Annotated in this window: 27 protein-coding genes and 1 pseudogene; 11 read left to right on the top strand and 17 right to left on the bottom strand. The window is 49.5% G+C overall.

Annotated elements, in window-relative coordinates; all coding sequences use genetic code 11:
* Both folE and FRZ59_RS03600 read right to left on the bottom strand, forming a co-directional pair.
* Entirely contained in the window at positions 1-645 is a 645-nt protein-coding gene (gene folE / locus FRZ59_RS03605) for a GTP cyclohydrolase I FolE (RefSeq protein WP_207910205.1), read from the bottom strand.
* Positions 646-652: 7 nt separating this feature from the next.
* On the bottom strand, positions 653-1054 hold the full coding sequence (locus FRZ59_RS03600) for a 6-pyruvoyl trahydropterin synthase family protein (RefSeq protein ID WP_132127964.1): 402 nt from the start codon (positions 1052-1054) through the stop codon (positions 653-655).
* Positions 1055-1117: 63 nt separating this feature from the next.
* Here FRZ59_RS03600 and mqnB point away from each other — a divergent pair, with 63 nt between their 5' ends.
* The 4 genes from mqnB (at position 1118) to FRZ59_RS19370 (ending at position 3841) form a co-directional block, all read left to right on the top strand.
* Entirely contained in the window at positions 1118-1846 is a 729-nt protein-coding gene (gene mqnB, locus FRZ59_RS03595) for a futalosine hydrolase (RefSeq protein WP_132127963.1), read from the top strand.
* A 116-nt stretch (positions 1847-1962) separates the two neighbouring features.
* Positions 1963-2865 (top strand): 1,4-dihydroxy-6-naphtoate synthase, encoded by a 903-nt coding sequence (locus FRZ59_RS03590; RefSeq protein WP_132127962.1) that lies wholly within the window; start codon positions 1963-1965, stop codon positions 2863-2865.
* A gap of 11 nt (positions 2866-2876) precedes the next feature.
* A complete protein-coding gene (locus FRZ59_RS19375; RefSeq protein ID WP_262713158.1) occupies positions 2877-3290 on the top strand; it encodes an NAD-dependent epimerase/dehydratase family protein in 414 nt (137 codons plus the stop codon).
* A 41-nt stretch (positions 3291-3331) separates the two neighbouring features.
* A complete protein-coding gene (locus tag FRZ59_RS19370; RefSeq protein WP_262713157.1) occupies positions 3332-3841 on the top strand; it encodes an NAD-dependent epimerase/dehydratase family protein in 510 nt (169 codons plus the stop codon).
* Positions 3842-3859: 18 nt separating this feature from the next.
* Here the strand turns inward: FRZ59_RS19370 and FRZ59_RS03580 are convergent, their stop codons facing one another.
* The 7 genes and pseudogenes from FRZ59_RS03580 to FRZ59_RS03555 all read right to left on the bottom strand — a co-directional run bounded on the left by FRZ59_RS03580 (position 3860) and on the right by FRZ59_RS03555 (position 8572).
* Positions 3860-4486 (bottom strand): Uma2 family endonuclease, encoded by a 627-nt coding sequence (locus tag FRZ59_RS03580; protein WP_132127960.1) that lies wholly within the window; start codon positions 4484-4486, stop codon positions 3860-3862.
* A gap of 78 nt (positions 4487-4564) precedes the next feature.
* Entirely contained in the window at positions 4565-5812 is a 1248-nt protein-coding gene (locus FRZ59_RS03575; RefSeq protein WP_132127959.1) for an FtsX-like permease family protein, read from the bottom strand.
* Positions 5809-6087, bottom strand: coding sequence for an MBL fold metallo-hydrolase (locus tag FRZ59_RS19715; protein WP_349290840.1), 279 nt, complete (start codon positions 6085-6087; stop codon positions 5809-5811). Before FRZ59_RS19715 ends, FRZ59_RS03575 begins: the two co-directional genes overlap by 4 nt.
* Entirely contained in the window at positions 6063-6443 is a 381-nt protein-coding gene (locus FRZ59_RS19710; protein WP_349290824.1) for an MBL fold metallo-hydrolase, read from the bottom strand. Before FRZ59_RS19710 ends, FRZ59_RS19715 begins: the two co-directional genes overlap by 25 nt.
* Before the next feature lie 47 nt (positions 6444-6490).
* On the bottom strand, positions 6491-7072 hold the full coding sequence (gene gldD / locus FRZ59_RS03565) for a gliding motility lipoprotein GldD (RefSeq protein WP_132127957.1): 582 nt from the start codon (positions 7070-7072) through the stop codon (positions 6491-6493).
* Complete coding sequence (locus tag FRZ59_RS03560; RefSeq protein WP_132127956.1) at positions 7054-7794, bottom strand: shikimate dehydrogenase family protein; 741 nt, start codon at positions 7792-7794, stop codon at positions 7054-7056. The genes gldD and FRZ59_RS03560 overlap by 19 nt, the downstream gene beginning before the upstream one ends.
* Positions 7791-8572, bottom strand: a pseudogene (locus tag FRZ59_RS03555) (phosphosulfolactate synthase). The gene FRZ59_RS03560 and the pseudogene FRZ59_RS03555 overlap by 4 nt, the downstream one beginning before the upstream one ends.
* A 157-nt stretch (positions 8573-8729) precedes the next feature.
* Here FRZ59_RS03555 and FRZ59_RS03550 point away from each other — a divergent pair.
* The 3 genes from FRZ59_RS03550 to FRZ59_RS03540 are packed head-to-tail and all read left to right on the top strand — an operon-like array spanning position 8730 to position 12273.
* Positions 8730-9521 (top strand): succinate dehydrogenase cytochrome b subunit, encoded by a 792-nt coding sequence (locus tag FRZ59_RS03550; RefSeq protein ID WP_132127954.1) that lies wholly within the window; start codon positions 8730-8732, stop codon positions 9519-9521.
* Positions 9522-9538: 17 nt separating this feature from the next.
* Positions 9539-11515: a fumarate reductase/succinate dehydrogenase flavoprotein subunit gene (locus tag FRZ59_RS03545; protein ID WP_132127953.1), complete on the top strand. Its 1977-nt coding sequence runs from the start codon at positions 9539-9541 to the stop codon at positions 11513-11515.
* Positions 11516-11523: 8 nt separating this feature from the next.
* On the top strand, positions 11524-12273 hold the full coding sequence (locus tag FRZ59_RS03540; RefSeq protein ID WP_207910204.1) for a succinate dehydrogenase/fumarate reductase iron-sulfur subunit: 750 nt from the start codon (positions 11524-11526) through the stop codon (positions 12271-12273).
* Between the two features lie 16 nt (positions 12274-12289).
* Here the strand turns inward: FRZ59_RS03540 and FRZ59_RS03535 are convergent, their stop codons facing one another.
* Both FRZ59_RS03535 and FRZ59_RS03530 read right to left on the bottom strand, forming a co-directional pair.
* Positions 12290-12478 carry a hypothetical protein gene (locus FRZ59_RS03535; protein WP_132127951.1) on the bottom strand — a complete coding sequence of 63 codons (189 nt, stop codon included), beginning with the start codon at positions 12476-12478 and terminating at the stop codon, positions 12290-12292.
* A gap of 15 nt (positions 12479-12493) precedes the next feature.
* A complete protein-coding gene (locus tag FRZ59_RS03530) occupies positions 12494-13000 on the bottom strand; it encodes a hypothetical protein (protein ID WP_132127950.1) in 507 nt (168 codons plus the stop codon).
* A 272-nt stretch (positions 13001-13272) separates the two neighbouring features.
* On the opposite strand from FRZ59_RS03530, the gene FRZ59_RS03525 reads away from it, so the two are divergent.
* The 3 genes from FRZ59_RS03525 to FRZ59_RS03515 all read left to right on the top strand — a co-directional run bounded on the left by FRZ59_RS03525 (position 13273) and on the right by FRZ59_RS03515 (position 17002).
* Positions 13273-14247, top strand: coding sequence for a glycosyl hydrolase family 18 protein (locus FRZ59_RS03525; protein WP_132127949.1), 975 nt, complete (start codon positions 13273-13275; stop codon positions 14245-14247).
* An 86-nt stretch (positions 14248-14333) separates the two neighbouring features.
* Positions 14334-15737, top strand: coding sequence for a M28 family metallopeptidase (locus FRZ59_RS03520; protein ID WP_132127948.1), 1404 nt, complete (start codon positions 14334-14336; stop codon positions 15735-15737).
* A gap of 104 nt (positions 15738-15841) precedes the next feature.
* A complete protein-coding gene (locus FRZ59_RS03515) occupies positions 15842-17002 on the top strand; it encodes an ATP-binding protein (protein ID WP_158640516.1) in 1161 nt (386 codons plus the stop codon).
* 16 nt (positions 17003-17018) lie between these two features.
* Here FRZ59_RS03515 and FRZ59_RS03510 read toward each other — a convergent pair whose 3' ends face one another.
* From FRZ59_RS03510 to FRZ59_RS03485, 6 genes are all read right to left on the bottom strand, one after another.
* Complete coding sequence (locus FRZ59_RS03510; RefSeq protein WP_132127946.1) at positions 17019-18644, bottom strand: M56 family metallopeptidase; 1626 nt, start codon at positions 18642-18644, stop codon at positions 17019-17021.
* On the bottom strand, positions 18644-19018 hold the full coding sequence (locus FRZ59_RS03505) for a BlaI/MecI/CopY family transcriptional regulator (RefSeq protein WP_132127945.1): 375 nt from the start codon (positions 19016-19018) through the stop codon (positions 18644-18646). Before FRZ59_RS03505 ends, FRZ59_RS03510 begins: the two co-directional genes overlap by 1 nt.
* A 168-nt stretch (positions 19019-19186) precedes the next feature.
* Positions 19187-20866, bottom strand: a complete 1680-nt coding sequence (locus tag FRZ59_RS03500; protein WP_132127944.1) for a M56 family metallopeptidase — start codon at positions 20864-20866, stop codon at positions 19187-19189.
* Positions 20863-21228 (bottom strand): BlaI/MecI/CopY family transcriptional regulator, encoded by a 366-nt coding sequence (locus FRZ59_RS03495; protein ID WP_132127943.1) that lies wholly within the window; start codon positions 21226-21228, stop codon positions 20863-20865. The genes FRZ59_RS03500 and FRZ59_RS03495 overlap by 4 nt, the downstream gene beginning before the upstream one ends.
* A 269-nt stretch (positions 21229-21497) precedes the next feature.
* Positions 21498-22229 carry a lysophospholipid acyltransferase family protein gene (locus FRZ59_RS03490; RefSeq protein WP_132127942.1) on the bottom strand — a complete coding sequence of 244 codons (732 nt, stop codon included), beginning with the start codon at positions 22227-22229 and terminating at the stop codon, positions 21498-21500.
* Positions 22226-22786, bottom strand: a complete 561-nt coding sequence (locus FRZ59_RS03485) for an NUDIX domain-containing protein (protein WP_132127941.1) — start codon at positions 22784-22786, stop codon at positions 22226-22228. The genes FRZ59_RS03490 and FRZ59_RS03485 overlap by 4 nt, the downstream gene beginning before the upstream one ends.
* A 65-nt stretch (positions 22787-22851) precedes the next feature.
* Between FRZ59_RS03485 and FRZ59_RS03480 the strand changes: the two genes are divergently transcribed.
* Positions 22852-24657: a DUF4091 domain-containing protein gene (locus tag FRZ59_RS03480; RefSeq protein WP_132127940.1), complete on the top strand. Its 1806-nt coding sequence runs from the start codon at positions 22852-22854 to the stop codon at positions 24655-24657.
* Positions 24658-24680 lie beyond the last annotated feature (23 nt).

The raw sequence follows: 24680 nt of genomic DNA, 5'->3' as shown, positions 1-24680 counted from the left end.
TTATACGAGGTTGGCTGAAATTAAACGCATAAACTCGGCCCTGGTGGTTTCCTTGGCGAACTCTCCCGTGAAGGCAGAGGTGGTGGTCACAGAATTCTGTTTTTGCACCCCTCTCATGCACATACACAAGTGGGTACATTCAATGACTACCGCTACTCCCGCAGGCTGCAGGGTGTTATGCAGGCAATCTTTTATATCGTTGGTCAGTCGTTCCTGGACTTGGAGGCGGCGGGCAAAAACGTCCACCACCCGGGGTATTTTGCTAAGCCCCACAATTTTTCCTTTGGGGATATAGGCAATATGAGCCTTACCAAAAAAAGGCACCATATGATGTTCGCAAAGGGAATAAAGCTCTATGTCTTTTACGATGACCATCTGGCTGTACTCTTCTTCGAACAGGGCTGACCGGATGATCCCGGCAGGGTCCATATCGTAGCCATGAGTGAAATAAAGCAGCGCCTTGGCTACGCGTTCGGGCGTATTTAGCAGTCCCGGGCGCGTGGGGTCTTCACCGATATCCTTCAGGATTTCCCTGTATTTATCAGCGAGTTGCTTGATCTTGTGGGTATTATAGCGGTCAATTTTCTGGTAACCGTCCATTTCCAGCTCGTCAAGCAGCTGACCTTCAATGTTTTTATCGTCCATGGATTCTTTATTTCCCAAAATATTCTACAAAATTATTCTCCGTTTCGTACAGCCGAACGCAATGCAATCCGTCAATATGCCGTTCAAGCTGATCCCAGATGGCAATTGCCAGGTTTTCAGTAGAAGCGAGAACTCCCTGCATAAAGTCCACATCCAGGTTCAGGTTTTTGTGGTCCACCTTTTCAATAATGTGTTCCCGGATAATGGTACTTAATTTCTTAAGGTCAGTAACGTAGCCTGTTTCAGGATCGGGCTCCCCCTTAACCGTCACAAAAAGCTGATAATTATGCCCATGCCAGTTCTTATTGGCACATTTCCCAAAAATTTCGCGATTCTTTTCGTCTGTCCAGTCGGGGTTCTCAAGCTTGTGGGCAGCGTTAAAGTGTTCTTTTCGAGTGACGAGTATCATACGTCCTGCAAATATCGGAATAAAAATTAATACCTTAAATTCAGCCGACGAAATGAGCATAAGATGAACATACTGATCGTATCGGCTACGAAGGCGGAGATTGCACCCTTCCTTAATGAAGGAGCGTTGGATTCAGGGGCATTCGTGCCCGGTATCCCGGAGGAAGTGTTTTTAAAAGGGACCGCGCCGGCGCAAGGTACTGCGGTTTACGTGCTGGTTACAGGAGTGGGAACGCCTGCCACCATTTATCATTTGACAAAAGCCCTGCAGAAATATACCTATGATTTGGTTATTAACGCCGGAATTGCCGGCAGTTTTGACCGGGCGCTGCCCCTTGGAGCCGTAGTCCAGGTGGTAAGCGACAGCTTCGCCGACCTTGGGGCGGAAAGCGGGGCGGAAGACGGGGAGGATTTTCTGGATATTTTCCGGCTTGGCATGACAGGAGCGGAAACGCCGCCGTTCAAAAACGGGAAACTGGTAAACGATTTCCGCCATCCCGGATGGCAGGAAGCGGAAGGGCTTACCGTAAATACCGTGCATGGTAAGGAATCCAGCATTGAAGCAATACGTTCCCGCCTTCCGGCAATTACCGAAAGTATGGAAGGCGCCGGCTTTTTCTATGTTTGCATGAGCGAAGGGATAAAATGCCTGCAGCTGAGAGCCATTTCCAATTATGTTGAAAAACGCAACCGGGAAAACTGGAACATCCCCCTTGCTGTTAAAGAGCTGAGTGCGGCCCTGACCCGGATTGTTGAGGAATACAGCAGCAGCCCTGCGGACGATGCAGATTAGGTTTTACAGCTGAGGCTTGCCCTGAAGCTGTAAGTGTTTCGATCAGCAATTTGCGGCCTTACACGAGAATAAGGCCGAAAGCCGTTAATGGGCTCAAAGCGATAAACTATGGATAAATGAAACTAAGTCTTGGATTTTCTCCCTGCCCTAATGATACCTTTATTTTCGATGCGCTTATCCACGGAAAGATCGATACAGAAGGACTCGAATTCGAGGTTTTTTACGACGACGTAGAAACGCTGAACAGGAAAGCTTTTCGCGGAGAGCTGGACATCACCAAGCTGAGCTATTATGCTTTTGCGCATGTGATCTCAGATTATGTCCTGCTCAATGCCGGCAGCGCGCTTGGCTTTGGCGTAGGCCCGCTGCTGATCACCGCTCCGGGCGCAAATATAAGCCCTAGTACTAATCGGGATATCCCCGGGGACGGCAATCTTCCGCTTGCCGAAAGTTCCGCCCAGCCTGCCGGCCTTCAGGATAAAATGATTGGCATACCCGGTCACTATACTACTGCTAATTTTTTGCTAAGTCTGGCCTTCCCGGAAGCGAAACACAAGAAGGAAATGGTTTTTTCAGGCATTGAGGAAGCCCTGTTAAAGGGCGAAATAGACCTGGGCCTGATCATCCATGAGAATCGCTTTACGTATGAAGAAAAAGGCCTGCGAAAAGTCATGGATCTTGGCGAATTCTGGGAAAAGGAAACAGGCTGCCCTATTCCGCTGGGTGGTATCATGGTGAAAAGAGCTATCCGTCCGGAAATTCAGGCCAAAGCAGACAGGCTGATCCGCCGCAGCATTGAATATGCATTTGCTAATCCCTCCTCGGGGCTGGCATTTATCCGTTCCCATGCCCAGGAAATGGATGAGACCGTTATGTACCGGCATATTGAATTGTATGTAAATAAGTATTCAGTAGATTTGGGGCCTGAAGGACGCCGGGCTGTGGAGGTATTGTTCGACATGGCTGCGAAGAAAGGGCTTATCGAACCGGTAACGCAGCCCGTTTTTGCAGCCGGTTAAAAATTATTCATATGATCGTTATCACGGGTGCGGCTGGATTTATAGGCAGCAGCATGGTTACTAAGTTGAACGAGGAGGGCTATTATGACCTGGTATTGGTCGACGACTTCTCCCAACCGCAGAAGAACCGGAATTTTGAGGGCAAACGGTACTCACAGTGCATTGACAGGAAGTATTTCATTAAATGGCTGCGGGACAACCAGCTGCTGGTCCAGTTTGTCTTTCACCTGGGCGCACGCACCGATACTACCGAATCGGATAAAACGCTGCTCGACCTCCTGAATCTTCAATATAGCAAGGAAGTATGGAAACTATGCGTGGAATTCGGCCTGCCGCTGGTTTATGCTTCTTCGGCCGCTACTTACGGCTTGGGCGAGCATGGTTATACGGACAGTCATGAAATAGTAGAACGGCTCCAACCCTGAACCCTTATGGAGATTCGAAAAACGAATTTGATAAATGGGCGGTGAAGCAGGAACGAAAACCTTTTTTCTGGGCGGGAATCAAGTTTTTCAACGTGTACGGCCCCAACGAATACCACAAGGGACGTATGGCCTCGGTGGTATTCCATGCCTTTAAGCAGATTGGGGAAACCGGCAAAATGAAGCTGTTCCGATCCCACCATCCTGATTTTCGCGATGGGGAGCAGCAGCGGGATTTCATTTACGTAAAGGACGTGGTGGATGTATTGTTTTTCTTTATGCTTCACCGGAAGCCGTCCGGCATTTACAACCTTGGCAGCGGTAAAGCGCGAACGTTCCTTGACCTGGTCCGCGCTGCATTCAGCGCAATGGATCGTCCCGAAAATATTGAATTTATAGACACTCCGGAGGATATCCGCGATAAATACCAGTATTTTACCGAAGCCGAAATGAACAAACTGCGCTCGGCGGGTTATGATAAAGCGTTCCATTCCCTGGAAGAAGGAGTACGCGATTACGTGCAGCATTACCTGGTGCCCGGCCGGATCTATTAAACTTGCATTGCGCTCCCGTCAAAGCCTGGAACGCCGGTTAAAATCCACTTTCCGGTAAATTTCGGAGAGCGGAATGGACAGGCCTATCGTGGGTATAGTAAGTTGGCCGGACAGGTCTTTTAATACATCGCTTTCCCAGGCGCCGCTTTCCAGGGAGTCAGCAGGCTTTTTCCGGATAGTATTGACCATGACAGACGTTGAATCCACCATAATATATTCTTTCAGGGAAGGCAAAAGCATATAAGACGGCTTTTTCCGGTGAATGTCATAAAACCTCGTGGACGGAGAAAGCACTTCTATTACTACTGCCGGGTTGCAGATCATATCCCGTTTTTCATCCGGCGAATCAGGCTCGCCGCATACGATGGCAATATCCGGGTAATAATAGGAATTTGCCGCTTTGGCCTCCGTTCTGAGATCATTCGCAAACACATCACAAGGTTTATCCCTCAGATGCATGGCAATGGGCCCGATCAGATTCATATTCACGTAATTGTGATTAAGAGCCGCTCCCTGCATGACAACGATCTCGCCGTCATGGTATTCATGTTTGAACTCCTGGCCTCTTTCCCATTCCAGGTATTCTTCCGCGGTCATCCTTGGATAGTACCTAGGCGCTGCTTCATTAACTTCATTGTTTTCCATACGTTAAAATTAGCGACAAAAAACAAAAAGCAAAAGAAAATTCCTATAGCCATAAGTTTTAAAACTAAAATGAATATCTTACTGAACGGCGAGTTCGTCCCGGATATTCCCGAAGTTTCTAAGGCTCTGGCGGGTAGAGAACCAGGAAGCCAGGAAGGCAATAAGAAAGACCGTCGCAAAAACCAGCAGGAAGTCGCCGGCTTTAAGCACTACAGGATAGGCGTCGATAAAGGAAGCCCCTTCCATGGAGATAAGGCCGTATTTTTTCTGAACAAGACAAAAAATGCCTCCCGTAAGCAAGCCGGCCAGACAGCCTCCGAGCGCTATCAGCATCCCTTCCGCCATAAAGATCTTTTTCACCTGCCGCTGACTGGCGCCCATGCTGAACAGAACGGCAATGTCTTTTTTCTTGTCGATGACCAGCATGGTCAGCGAGCCAATGATATTGCAGATGGCAATCAGCAGTACAAAAGTGAGAATAATGTACACCATCCATTTTTCCGAATTGAGCAGCTGGTGCAGCAGGGCATTTTGTTCATAACGGTCTTTTACCGTAAACGCCTTGCCAAGCATTTCTCTCAAACCTGACTTGAAGGCTTCCGTATCGGTCCCTTCTTTCAGCATCAGTTCCACAGCGCCTACGCGGCGGGGTTCGTCCAGGAGGTTCCTGATAAAGCGAAGCGGCACCAGTGCATATTTTTCATCAAACTCCTGCTGCACGGCAAATACCCCCGAAACATAGATCTCTTCCTGCCGGAAGTCCCCGGCAGGGGCCAGGCTCAAGCCGGCGGACCGGCCCCGCCTGGGAGTAAAGACGCTTACCGGCAGATCGTTTTCGCCGGCCACGTTTATTCCCAGGTAGTATTCCACGCCGCTCCCGATAATCGCATAATTAAGGGAATCCGACCGCAGTACGGCCTTCCCCTTGACAATCGTGGAATCAAAGGAATGGCTGGCCAGGTAATCTTCGCTTACTCCTTTTAAGGTGGCTATATGCTGGCTTCGGTCATAGCGCAGCAGGGCCTTTTCCTCCAGGGTCTCCGAGTACAAAGCCACTTCGGGCATATTTTTTATACTGTCAAAAGCGGCAGTTGCCCCCGGGTCAAAGCGCTTGCCTTCGCTGGCCTCGATCCGTATATCGGAGGAAAAAGTATTGAATAGCGAAAGCACCAGGCCTTCGAAACCGTTAAATACGGAAAGAATGATCAGCAAGGCGGCTGAACCTACAAAAATGCCCAGTACAGAGATCAGGGAAATAATATTTATCGCATTGGTCGATTTTTTCGACAACAAGTACCGGCGTGCTATGTAAAAAGGGAAATTCACAGGAAGGGGTTATTCTCGCGTTCAAAACCAATGGAAGTAGCCGGCCCGTGTCCCGGGAATACTTTCACGTCATCCCCCAGGGAGAATAATTCCACCTGGATACTCCGGATAAGCGTATCGAAATCTCCCCCGGGGAGGTCGGTGCGGCCAATGCTGCCCTGGAAAAGCACATCTCCGCCAATCAGCAAACGGTCTTCATTCGAAAAAAAAGAAAGGCTTCCCGGAGAATGCCCCGGGGTAAAGAGACTTTTCAGCTCGGATTTACCAAATTCGATCTGCTCTCCTTCTTCCAGGAAAACTTCCGCCGGAGGAGAGGGGTATAAGGCATGTTCATGGAAGCAGCATAGGGGATCATGGCCCGAAGTACGGCTTCTTCCAGGCGATGGAAGCGCGGGGACAAACCGTACATTTCCTGTACGAATTTATTCCCCAGCACGTGGTCAATATGACAATGCGTGTTAAGCAGCAGTACCGGGTTTAACTGTTCGTCCCTGATAAACTTTACCAGCAGATCCTGTTCTTCCCGGATATGGCATCCCGGGTCAATAATAATGCATTCGCGGGTTTCGTCATACAGGATAAAGGTATTTTCGGCCCAGGGATTAAATGTAAACTGCTTAATGCTGATCATTTTAAATGCTCTTACTGCGAAGTTAAGAAAATTAGCGCCAGCCGAAGCTATTTCCACCTGAAACTTGCTATCAGCGAATCAATGTCGCTGCGAATAAACTCCAGTACGGGACGAATGGAATCTATCCGTGGTTCTTCGTGGAAATAAAGGGCGCCCCGTACATAATGACTGGTGCTGTCGGTCAGGAAGAACTGCAGGGAAGAAGCCGTATTCCCCCGGATATTATAAACAATCCCATACATGTCTTTTTCCGGTCGGATGATCAGCTGTTCATCAATGGCTGTTGCTTTTATGGTATGCTTAAAGGCAAGGTCCCGGCTGTCTTCCACCAGCTGGTACAGCATTTTCCCGGACTGAATGGGCCAGTAACTAAAATGAATGCGGGCATTGAACCCGGGAAAGGCTACGTCCATCCAGCAAGGCCGGGCATTGGCCGATGTATCCGCGGAAACATTGGCATACACCGGGATCCGGAAAGAAAAGGGGCAGTCACTGGTGTAAGGTTTATACGCCTTTTCAGGAAATTCTATTCGAAAATAGCCTCTCGGCTTTGGGGTATATCCCTCCTGCCGGCAGGCAGAAAACATTAATACCAGCGCCAGCAGGCAGATTAAGTTTCTTTTGTCCATATTTCCCACGCTTTTTCAGCCTGAAGGCGCAGCATTTCCATGCCGTTAATGGCAGCAGCTCCCCGTTCTTTTCCCTTTTTCAGGAAAAGTGTTTCGGCCGGGTTATATACCAGGTCATATAGCAGATTCCGTTCCGAAAGTTCATTGTAAAGGATCTCCGGGCAGCTTTCCGTATCGGGAAATGTTCCCAGGGGAGTGGTATTTATGATCAGCGGGTAGTCCCGGATAAAGGCTCCATCCAGTTGACTGTAGGTGATCTGGCCGTTCCCCGGCTGGCGGGAAACAAAAAGAGGATCAATACCAAGGCTGCGCAGCACATGCAAAACAGCTTTCGAGGCGCCTCCTGTGCCCAGGATCAGGGCTTTCTTATGCCAGGGTTGCAGCAGGGGCCGGAGGGAAGCGCTGAAACCCCAGGCATCCGTGTTGTATCCGCTGAGAATCCCGTTACTGATCTTAATGGTATTTACCGCACCAATGGCAGCGGCTGTTTCGTCCAGGTGCTGCAGATAGGGTAATACGGCAACTTTGTGAGGAATGGTGACATTCAGCCCGGCAAGCTGCGGATGCTGTTCCAGGAGCGCCGGCAGGCTGGTTATTTTTTCAAGGGGAAATAATTCATACGTGTACCCGCTGATGCCTTCCTGCTCAAATTTCCTGCGGAAATATTCTTTGGAGAACGAATGGGAAAGCGGGTAGCCGATGAGCCCGAGGAGTTGCTTCATAGTTTAATGTCCAGGTCCAGGCCGTTCAGGAAATGATTGAAGGTATCTCCTCTCAGGCCCAGCCGGACCGTTTCCAACGGAATGACTTCGGCTGGCGCAATGTTGCCAAGGTTTACATTGCTTCCCAGCAGCTTGACGAACCAAACCTGCTGCGCTTTCTGAGGAGCTTCCCAGATAATCTTTTCCTGGGGATCTGTGTAAGTATTTCTTCAATCAGGCCCATGCGCGGTTCTCCTGTTCCGCGGTAAAGACCCACATTGCCGCTTTCGCGCGCTTCCGCAATCACCTTCCAGGAGCCGGCTTCCAGTTCCGCCTTCATCAGCTGGATCCATTTATAGGGAGGAATGATCTTGGCTTCGTCTTTGGAACCTACTTCTGAAATAACCGTTACCTGTTTGGCTAGCCGGCGAATGAATTCACATTTAAGTTCGTGGTCGATGGTGATGGAACCGTCCGATACTTCGGCATGCTCCATTTCAAATTTATCCAGGACGCGCTGGTAATCCTCGAACTGCCCGCGTACAATAAACGCCTCAAACAGCGTCCCGCCGAAGTAAACCGGTATGCCTGCCTGGCGGTAAATTTTCAGTTTTTCCGCAAGATTAGGAGTAACAAAAGAGGTGGCCCAGCCCAGCTTAACAATATCTGTATGGTCCCCGGCCACGGAGAGGAAGTTCTCTACCTCGTTTATGCTCAACCCCTTATCCATTACCATGGTAATACCCTTACCCCGGGGCTTTATCTCACGTTCGGGAACGTGCTTGAGTGTATAGTTCATGTTGCAAAGTAACGTTTGGAGCGGCAAAATAACAAATACGATGAAATCCGGCCCAGCCAGGCAGTGCTATATAGAACAAATCTAAATAATTGAATTCTTAGCATCGTATTGAATAATTGAATAGATTTGTCGCACTTCAAGTTAATTTTCGTCGCACATGAGCCGTTTTTCTGAATATTTTTCTTCCTCTATCGGAAAAAAAATTACTGTTGCTCTCACCGGATTGTTTCTATGCCTTTTCCTTATTGTACATCTGTGGGGAAATCTGCAGCTTTTCAAATCCGACGGAGGCTTCGCCCTTAATAAATATACCGTTTTCATGACCAGTAACCCCTTTATTAAGGCGATTAGCTATATTTTATACATATCTATCCTCTGGCATGCATTTAAGGGACTTCACCTGGCCTGGCAAAACCAGCGGGCCCGTCCCGTGCGTTACGCGGTAACCAATGGGAAAGCCAATAGTATGTGGTCTTCCCGTAATATGGGAATTTTGGGCACGATCGTGCTGGTATTTATAGCCGTACACCTTAGCAATTTCTGGGCGGAATATCATTGGGGCGAACTGCCGTACACCAGGTACGTCGTGGATGTGGGAACAGGGGAAATACTCAGCACGGAAGATGTGACCGGGCAGGGTTATGAAGAAAAAGGCTTTGTGTTAACAGACGTAGCGAACGAGCAGGAAATACACGTGTACAAGGATATGTACAAGGTGGTGGAAGCGGGATTTCAGCAGCCCCTGATCGTGTTGCTGTACCTGTTGGCAATGGTTGCCCTCGGGTTCCATCTCCGGCATGGCTTCCAGAGTTCCTTTCAATCGATGGGTATTAACCATCCCAAGTACAACGGGGCTATCCGCTGGGTGGGGACGGTAATCTTCGGGATATTAATTCCCGCAGGTTTTGCCTCCATGCCCATTTATTTCTTCTTTTTCCATACTACTTGATTAAACGCGTTTGATTTATGGAGTTGAATTCCAAAATACCCGATGGCTCGCTTGGCGAAAAGTGGACGAAATACCGTTCTTCGGTTCCGCTCGTCAACCCGGCTAATAAACGCCATCTGGAAGTGATCGTGGTGGGTTCGGGACTTGCAGGAGCTTCAGCTGCTTCTACGCTTGCCGAACTGGGATACAAAGTGAAAGTATTTTGTTTTCAGGATTCGGCCCGGAGGGCGCACTCCATTGCTGCCCAGGGCGGGATCAATGCCGCTAAGAATTACCAGAATGACGGGGACAGCACTTACCGGCTTTTTTATGATACCGTAAAAGGGGGCGATTACCGGTCCCGCGAGGCGAATGTCCACCGGCTTGCAGAGGTAAGCGGCAATATTATTGACCAGTGCGTGGCCCAGGGCGTTCCTTTTGCCCGCGAATACGGCGGACTGCTTAGTAACCGGTCCTTTGGCGGCGTGCAGGTGCAGCGCACCTTTTATGCCGCGGGGCAAACCGGCCAGCAACTGCTGCTGGGGGCCTACAGTTCACTGATGCGGCAGGTTGGGATGGGAAAAATAGAAATGTATTCCCGCCATGAAATGCTGGATGTGGTAGTCGTTGACGGGAAAGCCAGGGGCATTATTGCGCGCAACCTTATTACCGGCCAGCTGGAACGTTATTTCGGCCATGCCGTTTTGCTTTGTTCGGGCGGTTACGGAAACGTCTTCTACCTGTCTACCAATGCCATGGGCAGCAATGTGACTGCTGCCTGGAAGGCACATAAAAAAGGGGCTTATTTCGCAAATCCCTGTTATACGCAGATTCATCCCACTTGTATTCCCGTTTCAGGCGACCATCAATCCAAGCTGACGCTGATGTCGGAGTCGCTGCGGAATGACGGGCGTATCTGGGTACCGAAAAAGCAAGATGATACCCGCAAAGCAAATGAAATACCGGAAGATGAACGGGATTACTACCTGGAAAGAAGGTATCCTGCTTTCGGGAACCTGGTACCTCGTGACGTGGCTTCAAGGGCCGCCAAGGAGCGATGCGACGCAGGATATGGGGTAGGGCCGTCCAAAATGGCGGTTTACCTTGATTATGCCTCGGCCTTTGAACGGTACGGTAAAATTGAAGCATCCAAGCAACGGATGGAGAATGCAGATAAGGAAACCATCAGGCGTTTAGGGAAAGAAGTGGTAAAGGAAAAGTACGGGAACCTGTTTGATATGTATGAGCAGATCACCGGGGAAAATCCTTACGAGACGCCCATGCGTATCTACCCGGCCGTACACTATACGATGGGCGGCCTCTGGGTAGATTATGACCTGATGACCACGGTCCCCGGGCTCTATGCGCTGGGCGAATGTAATTTCTCCGACCACGGAGCTAACCGCCTGGGCGCTTCCGCACTGATGCAGGGACTGGCTGACGGTTATTTCGTGATCCCTTATACTATCGGCTCTTACCTCTCCAAAGAAATTTCCACGAAAGCCATTCCTACTGACCATCCCGCCTTTGAAGAAGCGGAACGGAATGTACAGGCGGATATTGACCGGCTCCTGAATGTGAAAGGAACCCGCTCGGTGGACTACTATCATAAGCAACTGGGCAAGATCACCTGGGACAAATGTGGGATGGCCCGGAACGAAAAGGGATTAAGGGAAGCAATAGAGGAAATCAGGGTATTGCGGGCGGAGTTCTGGCAGAACGTCTGCATTCCCGGCGGGCAGCACGAGCTGAATCCCGAACTCGAAAAAGCGGGCCGTGTGGCCGATTTCCTGGAGCTGGCCGAATTGATGTGCATTGACGCCCTGCACCGGAATGAATCCTGCGGTGGGCATTTCCGGGAAGAATACCAGACGCCGGAAGGGGAAGCGCTTCGTGATGACGAGCATTTTTCCTACGTCGCTGCCTGGGAATACAAAGGGGAAGCGGGGTACGAGCTGCACAAGGAAGGCCTGACATTTGAAAATATCAAGATAGCACAACGGAGTTATAAATGAGCGGAAATATGAATCTGACCCTGAAAGTTTGGCGTCAGAAAAACAGGGAAGCCAAAGGAAGTTTTGAGACGCACCAGGTGAGCGGCATCTCACCCGATATGTCCTTCCTGGAAATGTTCGATGTGTTGAACGAGAAGCTGATCAACGAAGGAAAGGAACCGATTGCGTTTGATCACGATTGCCGCGAAGGTATCTGCGGTACCTGTTCCATGTTCATTAACGGCCGGCCGCACGGCCCCAAGCGGGGTGTTACCACCTGCCAGCTGCATATGCGCTCTTTCCGGGACGGGGACACGGTAGTAGTGGAACCCTGGAGAGCCGGCGCCTTTCCGGTCATCAAAGATTTGGTCGTGGACCGCTCGGCCTTTGACCGCATCATTGCCTCCGGCGGTTTTATTTCCGTAAATACCGGTAATGCCCAGGATGCCAACAGCCTGCCTATTGCCAAAGAGGATGCCGACGATGCGTTTGACGCCGCTGCCTGCATCGGCTGCGGAGCCTGCGTGGCCGCCTGCAAAAATGCTTCCGCCATGCTTTTTGTTTCCGCAAAAATGTCACAATTGGCCCATTTGCCGCAAGGTCAGCCTGAACGCCAGCGCCGCGCCCTGGCCATGGTCGCTCAAATGGATAAGGAAGGATTCGGCAACTGCACCAATACCTACGCCTGCGAAGCAGAATGCCCCAAGCTTATTTCAGTAGCCAATATCGCCCTGATGAACCGGGAATACACCGCCGCGAGCGCCAAATCTGAAGAATAAGGGATTGAAATAGCGTTTAATCCGCCTTCTTCTTTTGCAAGTTGTTGACAATCCACAAAATCAGCAGGGCCGCAGCTGCTGTAACCGCAATTACTAAAATTTCCGAGGTGCCAAGCTTCCCGACTTTCTGGTATAGGCCGTAACTCAGGTAAACGACTCCGGCCGCGACGGCAAAAAGGATCAGTCTGATGTGCTTTTTTTCCATATGTCTAAGTGTTAATTATTCGGTTTCGTTTTTACGACATGTTTCACTCCTTCTAAGTGAAGTAATCAAATTATCGATTGTATCCAATTGATCCTTCGAATACGGCCAGTTACCAGAGAGGTCAAGACGATTTTTAAAATAGTTATTATATAAATGCATATGCCATCGGACGCTTACTTTCGAAACTGGCTTCAAACGGTAACTATAAATGGCTGTTTGTAAGTCTATAGTATTTTTACCTTTATGCCCGAAGGCGGTTAGGTATTTAAAAATTAGCTCCTTACTTACCTTGCAAATACTAATCTCATATACGTCCTTTGTTCGAAGCGTTATCCAAAGAGACAAAATAAGTGCGATTACGAGGATATATTTTTGATAAGAAATATTGTGTCCGATGAAATAAGCGGCTAAAGAAATGATCAAAATCAGCAAATTCATTTTAAATAAGCCCAACCAAATACTGCTGATGGTTGGCTTTTTCGTTGGATAGAAAATTATTGTAGAGTTGGAACTTTCTTTCATACTGCAAAATGCTTTTAATGATCCTCCTTGTAGTCTTCAAAATACTCGATTGCGTCTTGCGTTGAGATGTAGCCCTCAGCCCCATTTTTAATCGCTTTTAAATATTCACTATTCTTTAGGGCTTTGATAGCCATCTTAATAGGATGAGCAGATACAGCCAACGACAGCCGCTACAACCCGCTAGCTGCTCCCCCAATACGCAGCCCCGCTATCTGCGGCGCCTGCGGGTTTCTGCATTAAAATAACTAAATTAGCAATAAAACCAACGATTTATGAAGAAGCTGCTGCTATTCATGGCTGCCCTGTTCAGCTTCCCGGCAGTACAGGCGCAGGATTTCCGGATTATTGCTTATACGACTGCCTGGAGCGAACTGAATCCTGACAGTATCCGTTACGACCTGCTTAGCCATATTAATTATTCTTTTCTTGTCCCGGCCTCGGACGGGAGCCTGGAACCGCTTGAAAATCCCTCCCATTTGCAGGCCCTTGTGAAGAATGCCCACGAAAATAATGTTGAAGTATTTATTTCTATTGGCGGATGGGATCTGGGGGACGGCGGAGGGGTGGACACCCGTTTTGAACTGCTGGCAGCTGATCCGGCAAGCCGCAGCGCTTTTATCGGGAACGTGGTGAATTTTGTCGAAACTTACCAGCTGGATGGCGTGGATATGGATTGGGAATACCCTGATGCCCGCACTAATTCAGGGCAGACAAAGCCTTCTTCGGAACATTTTTACGAGTTAATGCTGGAACTGGATGCCGCGCTTGATCAAACCGGCAAGCAGCTGACCATGGCTGTGGTAGGCGCTAACCCGCGAATAGGAGCCGGTATACCCTCAAAGGTGTTCGAGGTGGTCGACTGGGTGAACATCATGGCTTATGATAAACCTGGCGGAGGGCATCATTCCTCCTATGAACACGCGGTGGAATGCCTCGACTACTGGCGAAATAAAAGGGGGCTTCCGAAAGAGAAAGCCGTGCTGGGCCTGCCTTTTTACGGCAAATACCCGGGAACCGATTACAAAGTTCTTGTAAAAATGGATCCGGATGCACCTCAAAAAGACCAGGTGAATGATATTCTGTACAACGGACCGGCTACGATGCAAGCCAAAACCCGGCTTGCCCGTGAACGCGCTTCCGGCGTTATGTTCTGGGAACTTTCCCAGGATGTCCGTGATCCGGAAATATCCCTTTTGAAGGCCATCAATGAAGAAGTGAAGAAGGTCTCTTCCGGAACAGTCAAATGAATAGATTAATTCCGGGATCGATTCAAGTCGGCCCTGATAGGGGCTGGGCACGGTCATACCCGGAAGACGTGGTTTCTAAAGTAATAATGAAAACAGCAGTACGAATAATTTTTCGCGTTTTTCCCGCCGCGCTTCTTTTTTCAGGCGCGCTTCTTTTGTCAGCCGCGGTTTATACAGCGCGGGCTCAAACCGTTTCCATAGACCGGGACCCGCAAATAGCGGACATGGTAAAGGCGGTTTCTGCGGACCATTTAAGGCAGCTGGTGCAGGAACTGGCCGGCTTCGGCACGAGGCATACGCTTAGCGATACCACCAGCGACAGTCGCGGTATAGGAGCTGCCAGGCGCTGGATCAAAGCGGAACTGGAACGTTATGCGCGGGAATCAGGCGGAAGGTTGATGGTGGAATATGATTCCTATGTGCAGGAAGGCGGTATCCGAAGAGTAGAAAAAGCTACGGAAATAAAGAACGTCATTGCTATTCTGCCGGGTGTGGATACTGCCGACAAGCGGGTGTTCATCGTCAGCGGCCATTACGATTCCAGGAATTCAGACGTCAGCGACGCCGTATCAGACGCCCCCGGCGCAAATGACGACTGCTCAGGCACCGCGGCGGTCATGGAAATGGCGCGGATCATGAGCAAACATCGTTTTAAGGCCACTATTATTTTTGCCTGCGTTGCCGGAGAAGAACAGGGCCTGCTGGGCTCCGGTCACCTGGCTGCCCGCGCGAAGCAGGAAGGGTGGCAGGTGGCCGGCATGATCACCAACGATATCGTAGGCAACAGCCAGGGCAGCGGCACCCTGTTGCGCGACAATACCCGGGTACGCGTTTTCAGCGAAGGGATACCTGTGGCCGCCGGTGAAAAGGAGATCGCCCGGATCCGGCAGCTGGGCATGGAAAACGACAGCCCTTCCCGCCAGCTTGCCCGTTACCTCAAAGAGCTTGGCGAGCGCTATGTGGACCACCTGGAAATTATGCTGATCTACCGGCCCGACCGTTTCCTGCGCGGAGGTGACCACCTTCCATTCAGCAGAGAAGGCTTCCCGGCCATAAGGGTCACTGAAATGAATGAACATTTCCGCTACCAGCACCAGGATGTACGCACAGAAAACGGCCTGGAATACGGGGACCTGGTACAGCATGTCGATTTCGAATACCTCCGCAAGGTTACCGCTATGAATATGGCCAGCCTCGCCAACCTGGCTGCGTCACCCGGCCCGCCTGAGCAAGTGCAGATAATAATGGAAGGCCTCAGCAACGAAACGGTCCTGGCCTGGAAAGCCCCGCAGTCGCAGGATCCCACCCTAAGTTACTATGTCCTGATCCGTGAAACCTCAAGCCCCGTATGGCAGAAGAAGATCCGTGTACCGGCAACCAGGGTCCGCCTTCCATATTCAAAAGACAATTACTTTTTTGCTGTCCAGGCTGTCGATGCAGCCGGGCATGAAAGCCTGCCCGTATTCCCGCTGCCCGCCCAGGCGGAATAATACGCCTTTTTTTGCAAAAATGGAATCGGATTCCAGATTTGTAAAATTTTGCAAAAATGGAATTTGATTCCAGATTTACATATTTTTGCAAAAATGGAATCATCATGAGTACTATACAAAGGGATATACTGGACGAGGCAAAATTACTATTAAGCCAGTTTCGGGCCTTATGTATCATAGGTCCGCGTCAAAGCGGAAAAACAACGCTTTCAAGATTGCTTTTCAAACAAAAGCAATATGTAAGCCTTGAAAATCCTTCTGTCCAAATTGCTGCAGAACAGGACACTCAAGCTTTTCTGCAGCAATTTCCAAACGGGGCTGTATTAGACGAGGTACAACGCGTTCCGCACATCTTCCGTTATTTGCAGGGAATTCTTGATGACAATAAGAGCCGGGGACAATTCATTCTAACCGGTTCTAACAATTTCCTACTACAGGAACAAATCTCCCAGTCATTAGCAGGCCGTGCCGGGTACTTGCAATTATTACCCTTGTCGTATTTGGAGTTGAGCGCGGCCGGGCTGACCAAGGATAACATTTACAAACATATCCTTGCAGGAGGCTATCCTGAAATATGGGACCAGGATTTAATACCTGATAAATGGATGAGTTCCTATGTCCAAACTTATATACAACGGGATGTTCGATTACTACGAAATATAACCAACCTGGGGGATTTTACGCGTTTTATAATGCTTTGCGCAACACGGGCAGGGCAGCTGATCAACCGGGAAGAAATGGCCCGCGCAATTGGAGTGGATACCAAAACAATACAAGCCTGGCTAGGAATATTAGAAAGCAGTTATATTATTTACCTGCTGCAGCCCTGGTACAATAACATGAATAAACGGATAGTGAAAAGTCCAAAGCTGTATTTTTACGACACAGGATTGCTCTGCCATTTACTGGGTATTCAATCCCAGGCGGCACTTTCAAACCATCAGTATTACGGAAGCATATTTGAAAATTGGATTATAACGGAGATTAAGAAGAACCGGTTTAATCAAGGCATCAATGAAGGGATGTATTTTTACCGCGACAGTACTGGTAACGAGGTAGACCTTTTGATGGAGAAACAGGGCAATTACCTGCCTGTTGAAATCAAATCAAGTAAGAAAGTAAACACATCGATGTTTAGCGGCCTGAGATTTTGGTTAAAAAACAATCCTGGCGCTCATAGTTTACTGATTTATGGCGGAGAGGCTCCCGTATCGCTTTCTGATCAGCTGCAGGCAATCAGCTGGAAAGAGATAGGGGAGCTTTAGCCCGCTCAGCCCGCGATCAATTCAAATTTAGTTTTATCGGCAACACATAATAGACGGCAACTTTTACGCCGTTTTGTTCGCCGGGTTCCCACTTAGGAAGGGTTTTGATCACCCGCAGGGCTTCTTCATCGCAGCCGCTCCCGATGCCTCTTAGTATTTCCGCATGAGTCACATTGCCCTCTTCATCCACGATAAAGCCGACTTCAACCAAGCCTTCCACCATCTTCTTCCGGGCTTCTGCAGGATACTGGAACTGCCTTCCTATATGAGATATCAGCTTTTCTTTTCCCCCGGGAAAGGCCGGCATTTTTTCTATGGAAGCAAAATTATAAACAGTGCCTTCGGGGGCCGGAGATGGTTCGGGTTTAGCTTCCGGCTTCCCTTCGTCCTTGGAAGAAATAAAGCCGTTAATGACCATATTATCGAGGCGTTCGCGTTTTCGTTGCAGCCGTATGTTTACCGTACGATTGTTCTGGAGCGTGATCAATTCGGTTTGATAGCCGATCATGCTGAATTGCAACTCGGCGTCGGAAGGGATGTTCCGGAGTTCAAAATTTCCCTTTAAGTCCGTTGAAGTGCCCTGGGGCGTTCCTTTTACAAAAATGGAAGCTCCGGCAATTGTATGGTTCATAAGATCTGTGACAGTACCTGAAACGGTAATGAGGCCGGATGCAGTTTGATTGGTTCCGGGTTCTGCGGTTTCCGGCTTATGGGACTCGCCGGTCAGCGAGATTACTGGTTTCCGGCTTTCTCCCGTAGTGAAGGCAAGTAGCAGCGCGGTGAAAGGGATCACGAGTACATAGGCAACTCGCATTTTCCGGGTTTTCTTTTGATATAACATGGTTATCCTCCTTTTTAATATGTTTTTATTGAAAAATGAACTTTTCAGGGACAGAGGGGTGTTCCGGAAGGAATAGTCATACATCAGCCTGGCATAATCGCTCTTCTCATCTTCGGGTACGATGGCGTCCGCGACATATTCATTAACCGAACGCAATGCGCGCTGGTACAGGTAAACAAACGGATTGATCCACAGGAGCGCCTTCACAATTTCCGATAAGAGGATATCAAGGCTGTGCAATTGTTTCACATGGATGATCTCATGCCGCAAAATCCAATTGTCGGTCCGCTGAAGGTCGGTGGAATTGATGAAAATAAGCGAGAAAAAGGAGAACGCAGGTTCGCGGCTGTTTTCCAGCAATACCAGCCGGCAACCGTCGTATCTTATAACCCGGCTCTTCCGGTAAATCTGTAACAGCTGATGAGTAAAAACGAAGATCTTCAGCAGGAACAGGCCGGAAATGAAACAGTAGGCGAGTACTATCCATTCCCAAACGGACAGGAACGACGAAGCTGCTGCCTGCTCTGCCACAATGGAAACAGGAGCTGGTCTTGCATTTACCGCATGTTCGTACACAGGTGAAAAAGCCGGCTGCAGAACCGGGTCCGGGAAAGAAAGGTCCGGAAGCAGGCCGGAGAAACTTCCAGGTTGTAAATTTAATGCAGGTATAATAAAAGCGAGCCCGAGGCCGGAAAGCAAAAACGCGCGGTTTGCCCAAAAATAGGCGGAGCGCCTCAGCGCCAGGTGATAGAAGCCATAAATCAATGCCACCGCGATATTTACGTTTATGTAGTAGTCCATTACTTTTGCCCCTTGTTTGCTTCAATTATGCGAATGATCTCGTCTGCCTCCTTCAGGCTGAGATTTTTTTCTTCCACGAAAAAAGAAACCAGGCTTTTGAAAGAATTGCCGAAATAGCTGCTGACCAGCTTTTCGGTGATGAATTTTTTATAGGTTTCTTCGGAAATAAGGGGATAGTATTCGTGTGTTTTCCCGTAAGCCCGGTAAGCGACAAATCCCTTTTTTTCCAGTATCCGGATAATGGTTGAAAGTGTGGTATAAGCCGGCTTTGGTTGCGGAACCTCCTCCAGGATGTCCTTTACAAATCCTTTCCTGATCTTCCAGAGTATCTGCATTACCTGTTCTTCGGCCTTTGTAAGCTCTTTTTGATTCATAAAGTAAACATACAACTAATTTTTTAGTTATGCAACTATTTTATTAGTCTCTCTGCTGATCTTCCGGTATGTGCTGCTGTTAAATAAAAAAATCCGCCCCGGCCCCCGCCAGAACGGATTATATAAAAAAGCAAATTTTGACGATCTGGTCCCGCCCGCCTGTGGATATTACTTTTGCACACTGGCAAAAATGGGAAGCGTATAGCTGACCGCTACTTTTTCTCCTTTATGTTCCCCTGGCGTCCAGGCAGGCATGGAGCTTACCACCCGGACCCCTTCTTCGGCAAGGCCGCCCCCAAGGCTTTGCCCGCGAACACATTTTACATTGCTGATGCTCCCATCTTTTTCGATCATGAACTGAATATATACACTGCCCTGGATATCTTTTTCCAGTGCTTCAGAAGGATAAAGGAAATTTTCGCCGATGTAACTCATAATCTTATCATTTCCTCCGGGGAACTGCGGCTTTTTATTGACAATGGCAAAAGAATATATATTATCCGGATCGTCTTTACTTAATCGTTTCGGTGTCGTTGACAGCCGGCAAAAGACAGGCAACGTATAGCTGACCGCTACTTTTTTACCTTTTTGTTCCGCCGGGGTCCAGGCAGGCATGGACTTCACCACCCGGACGGCTTCTTCGGCAAGGCCGCCGCCAAGGTCTTCGCCGCGGACCGCTTTTACATTATTCACGCTGCCGTCAGCCATAATAGTGAACATTACGTAAACCGTACCTTCAATTCCTGCTTCCCTTGCCGCCGCGGGATAAGTGAAGTTTTCGCCGACATATTCCAGGATCTTATCATTTCCGCCCGGGAATACGGGTTTTTTATCTACTTCCGCAAAATTATAGCCTGTGCCATTCTGATGGCTGGTATCGGGAGTGACAAGCGATTCGGAAATAGAGCCTTCCCGGCCGGTTTCCGTGTCCGGTCCGCCAGTTTTCTCCTGTTCGAATTCGCCGGTACAATTCAGTAGCAAGAGCGCAGCCGCTGCAGCCGGGATCAGGAGCAGGTATTTCCAGGCCCTCCTTAACGGCGATTTTTCAGTATTCATCATTTTTATTCTTCTTTTAATGATTGACTGGGCAAAGTGGTTGGCCAGGGCGAAGCGGGTGTCCCTCAGGCTTGCCTTTAAGAGCTGGAGCTGGTAATCGCCCGGTTCGCATCCCTTTTCCAGCGCACCGTTATCTGCCAGGTACTCCAGGTTGAGCAGAATTTCCCGTTTGTGCCACCAGCTCACGGGGCTGAACCAGAAAATCAGCGCATATAATTCTGCCAGGAGATTGTCAACGCTATGAAGCTGCCTGGAATGCACTTCCTCATGGTCGAGTATTTGCCGGCTTCCGGCGGCGCCCAGGTCTTTCGGGTTCAGGAAGATATACCGGAAGAAGGAAAAGGGGGTATGCACTTTTTTCGAAATCACCAGGTAATACCCGTCCTGCGGTACGCGGTCGCTGCAAAGGATCAGCCGGGAAATGCCTGCCAGCTGAAAAAGCAGGCGGAACAGGAGAATTCCGCTAACCGTGATATAAACCATTCCCGCCAGTTGCCAGAAGCCGGGAAGGCTGGCTGTCCGCAGGTTTTCGGCAGCAGTCCCGGGTCCTTCCGCACTCACTACCACGGGCAGTAAGAAATAAGAAAAGCCATCCATTATGCCGGCGGTTTGCTGGCCTATGGCCGGAATGGATATTGCCGGCAACAACGCCGAAAGCAGCAAACTTCCCATCAGCACCCAGCGGTTTAACCGGTGAAAAGTTTCCGTGCGGACGAACAGGCGGTAAATTCCGTGCAGCAAAGCAAGGCTAAGGGCGACCTGCAACAGGTAATTGATAAAGTATTCCATCATTTTTTCTTTTTTTCTTTGATCATCCTGATAATTTCCTGCAGTTCCTCCACACTGATCTTTTCTTCGCGGGCGAAATAGGAAACCACGTTCTTATAGGAATTATCAAAGAAATTATCGATGACCCCGGTCATGAAATTTTTCCGGTAATCTTCGCGGGCGATTGCCGGGTAATATTGATGAGAGCCACCGAAGTCGCGATGGCCGATATAGCCTTTTTCTTCCATGTTACGAATGATCGTAGACACGGTATTATAATGCGGCTTCGGTTCGGGCAGGCGCTCAATGACTTCTTTCACAAAACATTTGCCTAGTTGCCAGACCACCTGCATGATCTCTTCTTCTTTGCGCGTTAATTTTTCCATAGACCGAAGATAAAACTATTTTTCTAGTTTTCCAACTATTTTTCTAGTGATGTGAAACTGGTTGTGAAAACAGCGGGCCTTTTTGCCCGGTGGGCTTGCTGTAAACGCCGACGCCAGTCAACCCGGAGGCTGACTGGCGTTGTAGGCGCGTGCTAATATATCTTTATATCGCTGCCGGCAAACAGCTATACTACAAAGTTAACGAGTATTTTTACGTGTAAAATACCCAAAAGTGGGTATTTTGCATGGTGTTGATCATACCGCGAATATTATGAAATTTCCTTGGCAATCTGCGCGTGGAGTGCTTCAGCCAGTTCTTCTGCATTGCGGCCTGCTGGTTCGATGGGAGGAAGTACTTTCCAGGTAAGCTTATTGCCGCTCGAAATAGCGAAGCCTTTATTTCGATGAAGTTTCCAGGTATTGTTAATGGCAATAGGGACAATAAGCGCATCCGGGCAATAATGGAGCATAGTGGCAAGTCCTTTCCAGGCAAAGGTTTTCAGGCGGCCGTCTTTGCTGCGGGTGCCTTCGGGGAAGATTACCATAGAAAGGCGTTCCTGCTGAACTACCCTGGCCATTTCTGCAATGGCTTTTATCGCCTGCCGGCTGTTGCCCCGGTCAATCAGGGCGGCCCCGGAATGGCGAAGCACAAAGGAAACAAAGGGAACTCCCCGGCTCAATTCTTTTTTGGCCACGAAGAGCGGGTGATGGCGGCGAAGATTCCAGACAATAGGCGGAATATCATAAATACTTTGATGATTGGTCACGATAAGCAGCGGGCGGCCCTGAGGAAGGCGATGCGTATTCGTGAATTTAACCCGGTTGTTCAGGATCAGCAAGCCTTTTATAATAAACAGGCTGAAATATTCCTTTGTTCGCAGCAAGGAAATCCGGTTTCTGTTACGATAGGCGATAAGTCCGGCCACGTGGAAGCCAAGGAATACCAGCCCGAACCAGACGTAATAAATAAGGGAAAGTATGTATTCCAACAGCATTTTCATGGCAGCATTCCCTTATCCAATAATAGTTTCACCTTCAAAATGGCGGCCACAGACATAGAGTCGGTAATGATGCCGGACATTACCTGCTCAACTGCTTCTTCAAAAGGAAGCTCTTTTATGATCAGCTGCTCGGTTTCTTCCGGCTCCGGTGCGTGCTGCGTCAGGCCGGTGGCCAGGTAAGTAATGGAAAACTCATCCGAAACAGAATTGGAGAGGTGCATTCGGAGCAATTCCTGCATATTCCGTGCCTTCAGGCCAGTCTCTTCGAGCAGCTCCCTGCGGGCCGCTTCCACCGGGTCAGTGCCCAGCATGCCCCCGCCTTCGGGAATTTCCCAGCTCCACTGCCCAAGGGGGAAGCGGTATTGACCTACCAGCCAGGTATTTCCTTGTTCATCCAGGGGCAGAATGCCAATTGCCGTATTTTTAAAGGAAACTTTTCCGTAGATTCCCTGGTTTCCGGCGGGATTCAATACCGCGTATTCCGTTAATTTTATCCAGGGATTGTCGTAAACTTCTTTCCGGCCAAGTATTTTCCAGGGATTCTTATCAACGTCCATTTATAGCAAATTTGGGCAAACTGCCGCAAAATACTAATTTAGCGAGAATATCAATTCTGGCTTAAATGATAAAATTCGCATTACCTTTCTTTTCCCTTGCAGCGCTGCTTGCGTCCTGTACGACAAGCAACCAAACGGCATCCTCCGGCAGCAATGTGATCTTCGCCGATTACCAGGAACTTCCGGACCCCGACCCGGCAGACGAAGCCGCCTGGAGCGAGCTGGACAAGCCTCTTTATGCTCGGTTTGGCAGTACCAACCATCGGTATGCCAAGAGCCAGGTGCCACCCGTTGACACCGATGTGCTTGATGCGGGAACTAAAGATGGGCGGCTTGACTGGCAGGGAAAGGCGTGGAAAGGCGAAAAAGTAAACCTCCAGGTGGTATTGTGGGCTACTGAAGATATTCCCGCAGTAAAAGTGAATGTTTCGGAGCTGGCAACATCGCAGGGCGAAAAAATTCCTGCTACCGCGGTAGAAGCCGGCTTTGTGCGATATGTAATGACCGATGAGTTTGCCGGGGGATGCGGACATCGCAAACCCGCCGATTTCGATTCCTCCCTCGTGGCCGATGTAATTGACGTAATTCCTGCCATGGATATCCCGGCCCGAAGCGTTCGCCCCGTATGGATACAGATAGAGGTGCCGCGTGACGCCGCCGCCGGGGACTATACCGGCACCCTTACCATAGAAAATAGCGGAAAGGCCGAAGTAAAGCCGCTTACCGTTAAACTGGAAGTGCAGGATCATGTGTTGCCGCCGCCTTCCGAATGGACCTTTCACCTAGATCTCTGGCAGAATCCCTTTTCCGTATCAAGGGTAAACCAGGTAGACAACTGGTCACCCGCCCATTTTGAGGCAATGACGCCTTCCATGGAACTCCTGGCGGATGCCGGTCAGAAGATCATTACCGCCAGCATTATCCATGACCCCTGGAACAGCCAGACCTATGATATTTATGAATCCATGGTACGCTGGGTAAAAAAGAAAGACGGAAGCTGGGAATACGATTACAGCGTTTTTGATAAATGGGTGGAATACATGTCTGACCTGGGCATCGGCCGGCAGATCAATTGCTACTCGATGGTCCCCTGGAACCTGAAATTCTATTATTACGACGAGAACCTGGGCAGGGACACCCTGATCGTGGCCGAACCGGGCACCACCGAATACAATGCCCACTGGCGCCCTATGCTGGAAAGCTTTGCCAGCCACCTGAAAGAAAAAGGCTGGTTTGAAAGAACCACCATTGCCATGGACGAACGCCCCCTTGAAGCCATGCAGGCCGTAATAGAACTGGTGAAAAGCGTCGACAAGGACTTTAAAATAGCTCTTGCGGGTAATTATCATTCCGAGATCGCCCCCGATATCTATGATTATTGCCTGGCTTCCGCCCAGCACATGAGCGCCGACACCATGCAGCTGCGCCGGGAAGAAGGAAAGATAACCACCTATTACACTTGCTGCGTGGAGGCCTACCCCAACACCTTTACTTTTTCGCCCCCCGCCGAATCCACCTGGCTTGCCTGGCATTCGGCAGCCAAAGGCTATGACGGCTACCTGCGCTGGGCCTATAACTGCTGGGTAGAAGATCCGCTGAGAGACACCCGCTTCCGTTCCTGGCCCGCCGGCGATACCTACCTGGTTTACCCGGGCGCCCGCAGTTCCATCCGTTTCGAAAAAATGATCGACGGCATTGAGGACTACGTAAAGATCCACGTCTTAAAAGCCGAACTGGAAGAAAACGGCGACACCGAAGGGCTGAAAAAATTACAAGCCATGCTGGAACCCTTCAAAAACATTCCGCAGCTGGCCACGGTCCCGGCCGGAAAAATGCTGGAAGAAGCCCGGAGTACGCTGGATATGTTTTAAGGGGGGGCTAGGGAAAGAACGGT

Origin of the sequence: Anseongella ginsenosidimutans (genome assembly GCF_008033235.1) — a bacterium.
Lineage (GTDB): Bacteria > Bacteroidota > Bacteroidia > Sphingobacteriales > Sphingobacteriaceae > Anseongella > Anseongella ginsenosidimutans.
Note: the sequence above shows the minus strand (reverse complement) of the source record. Positions and strands in the feature narration are given on the sequence as shown.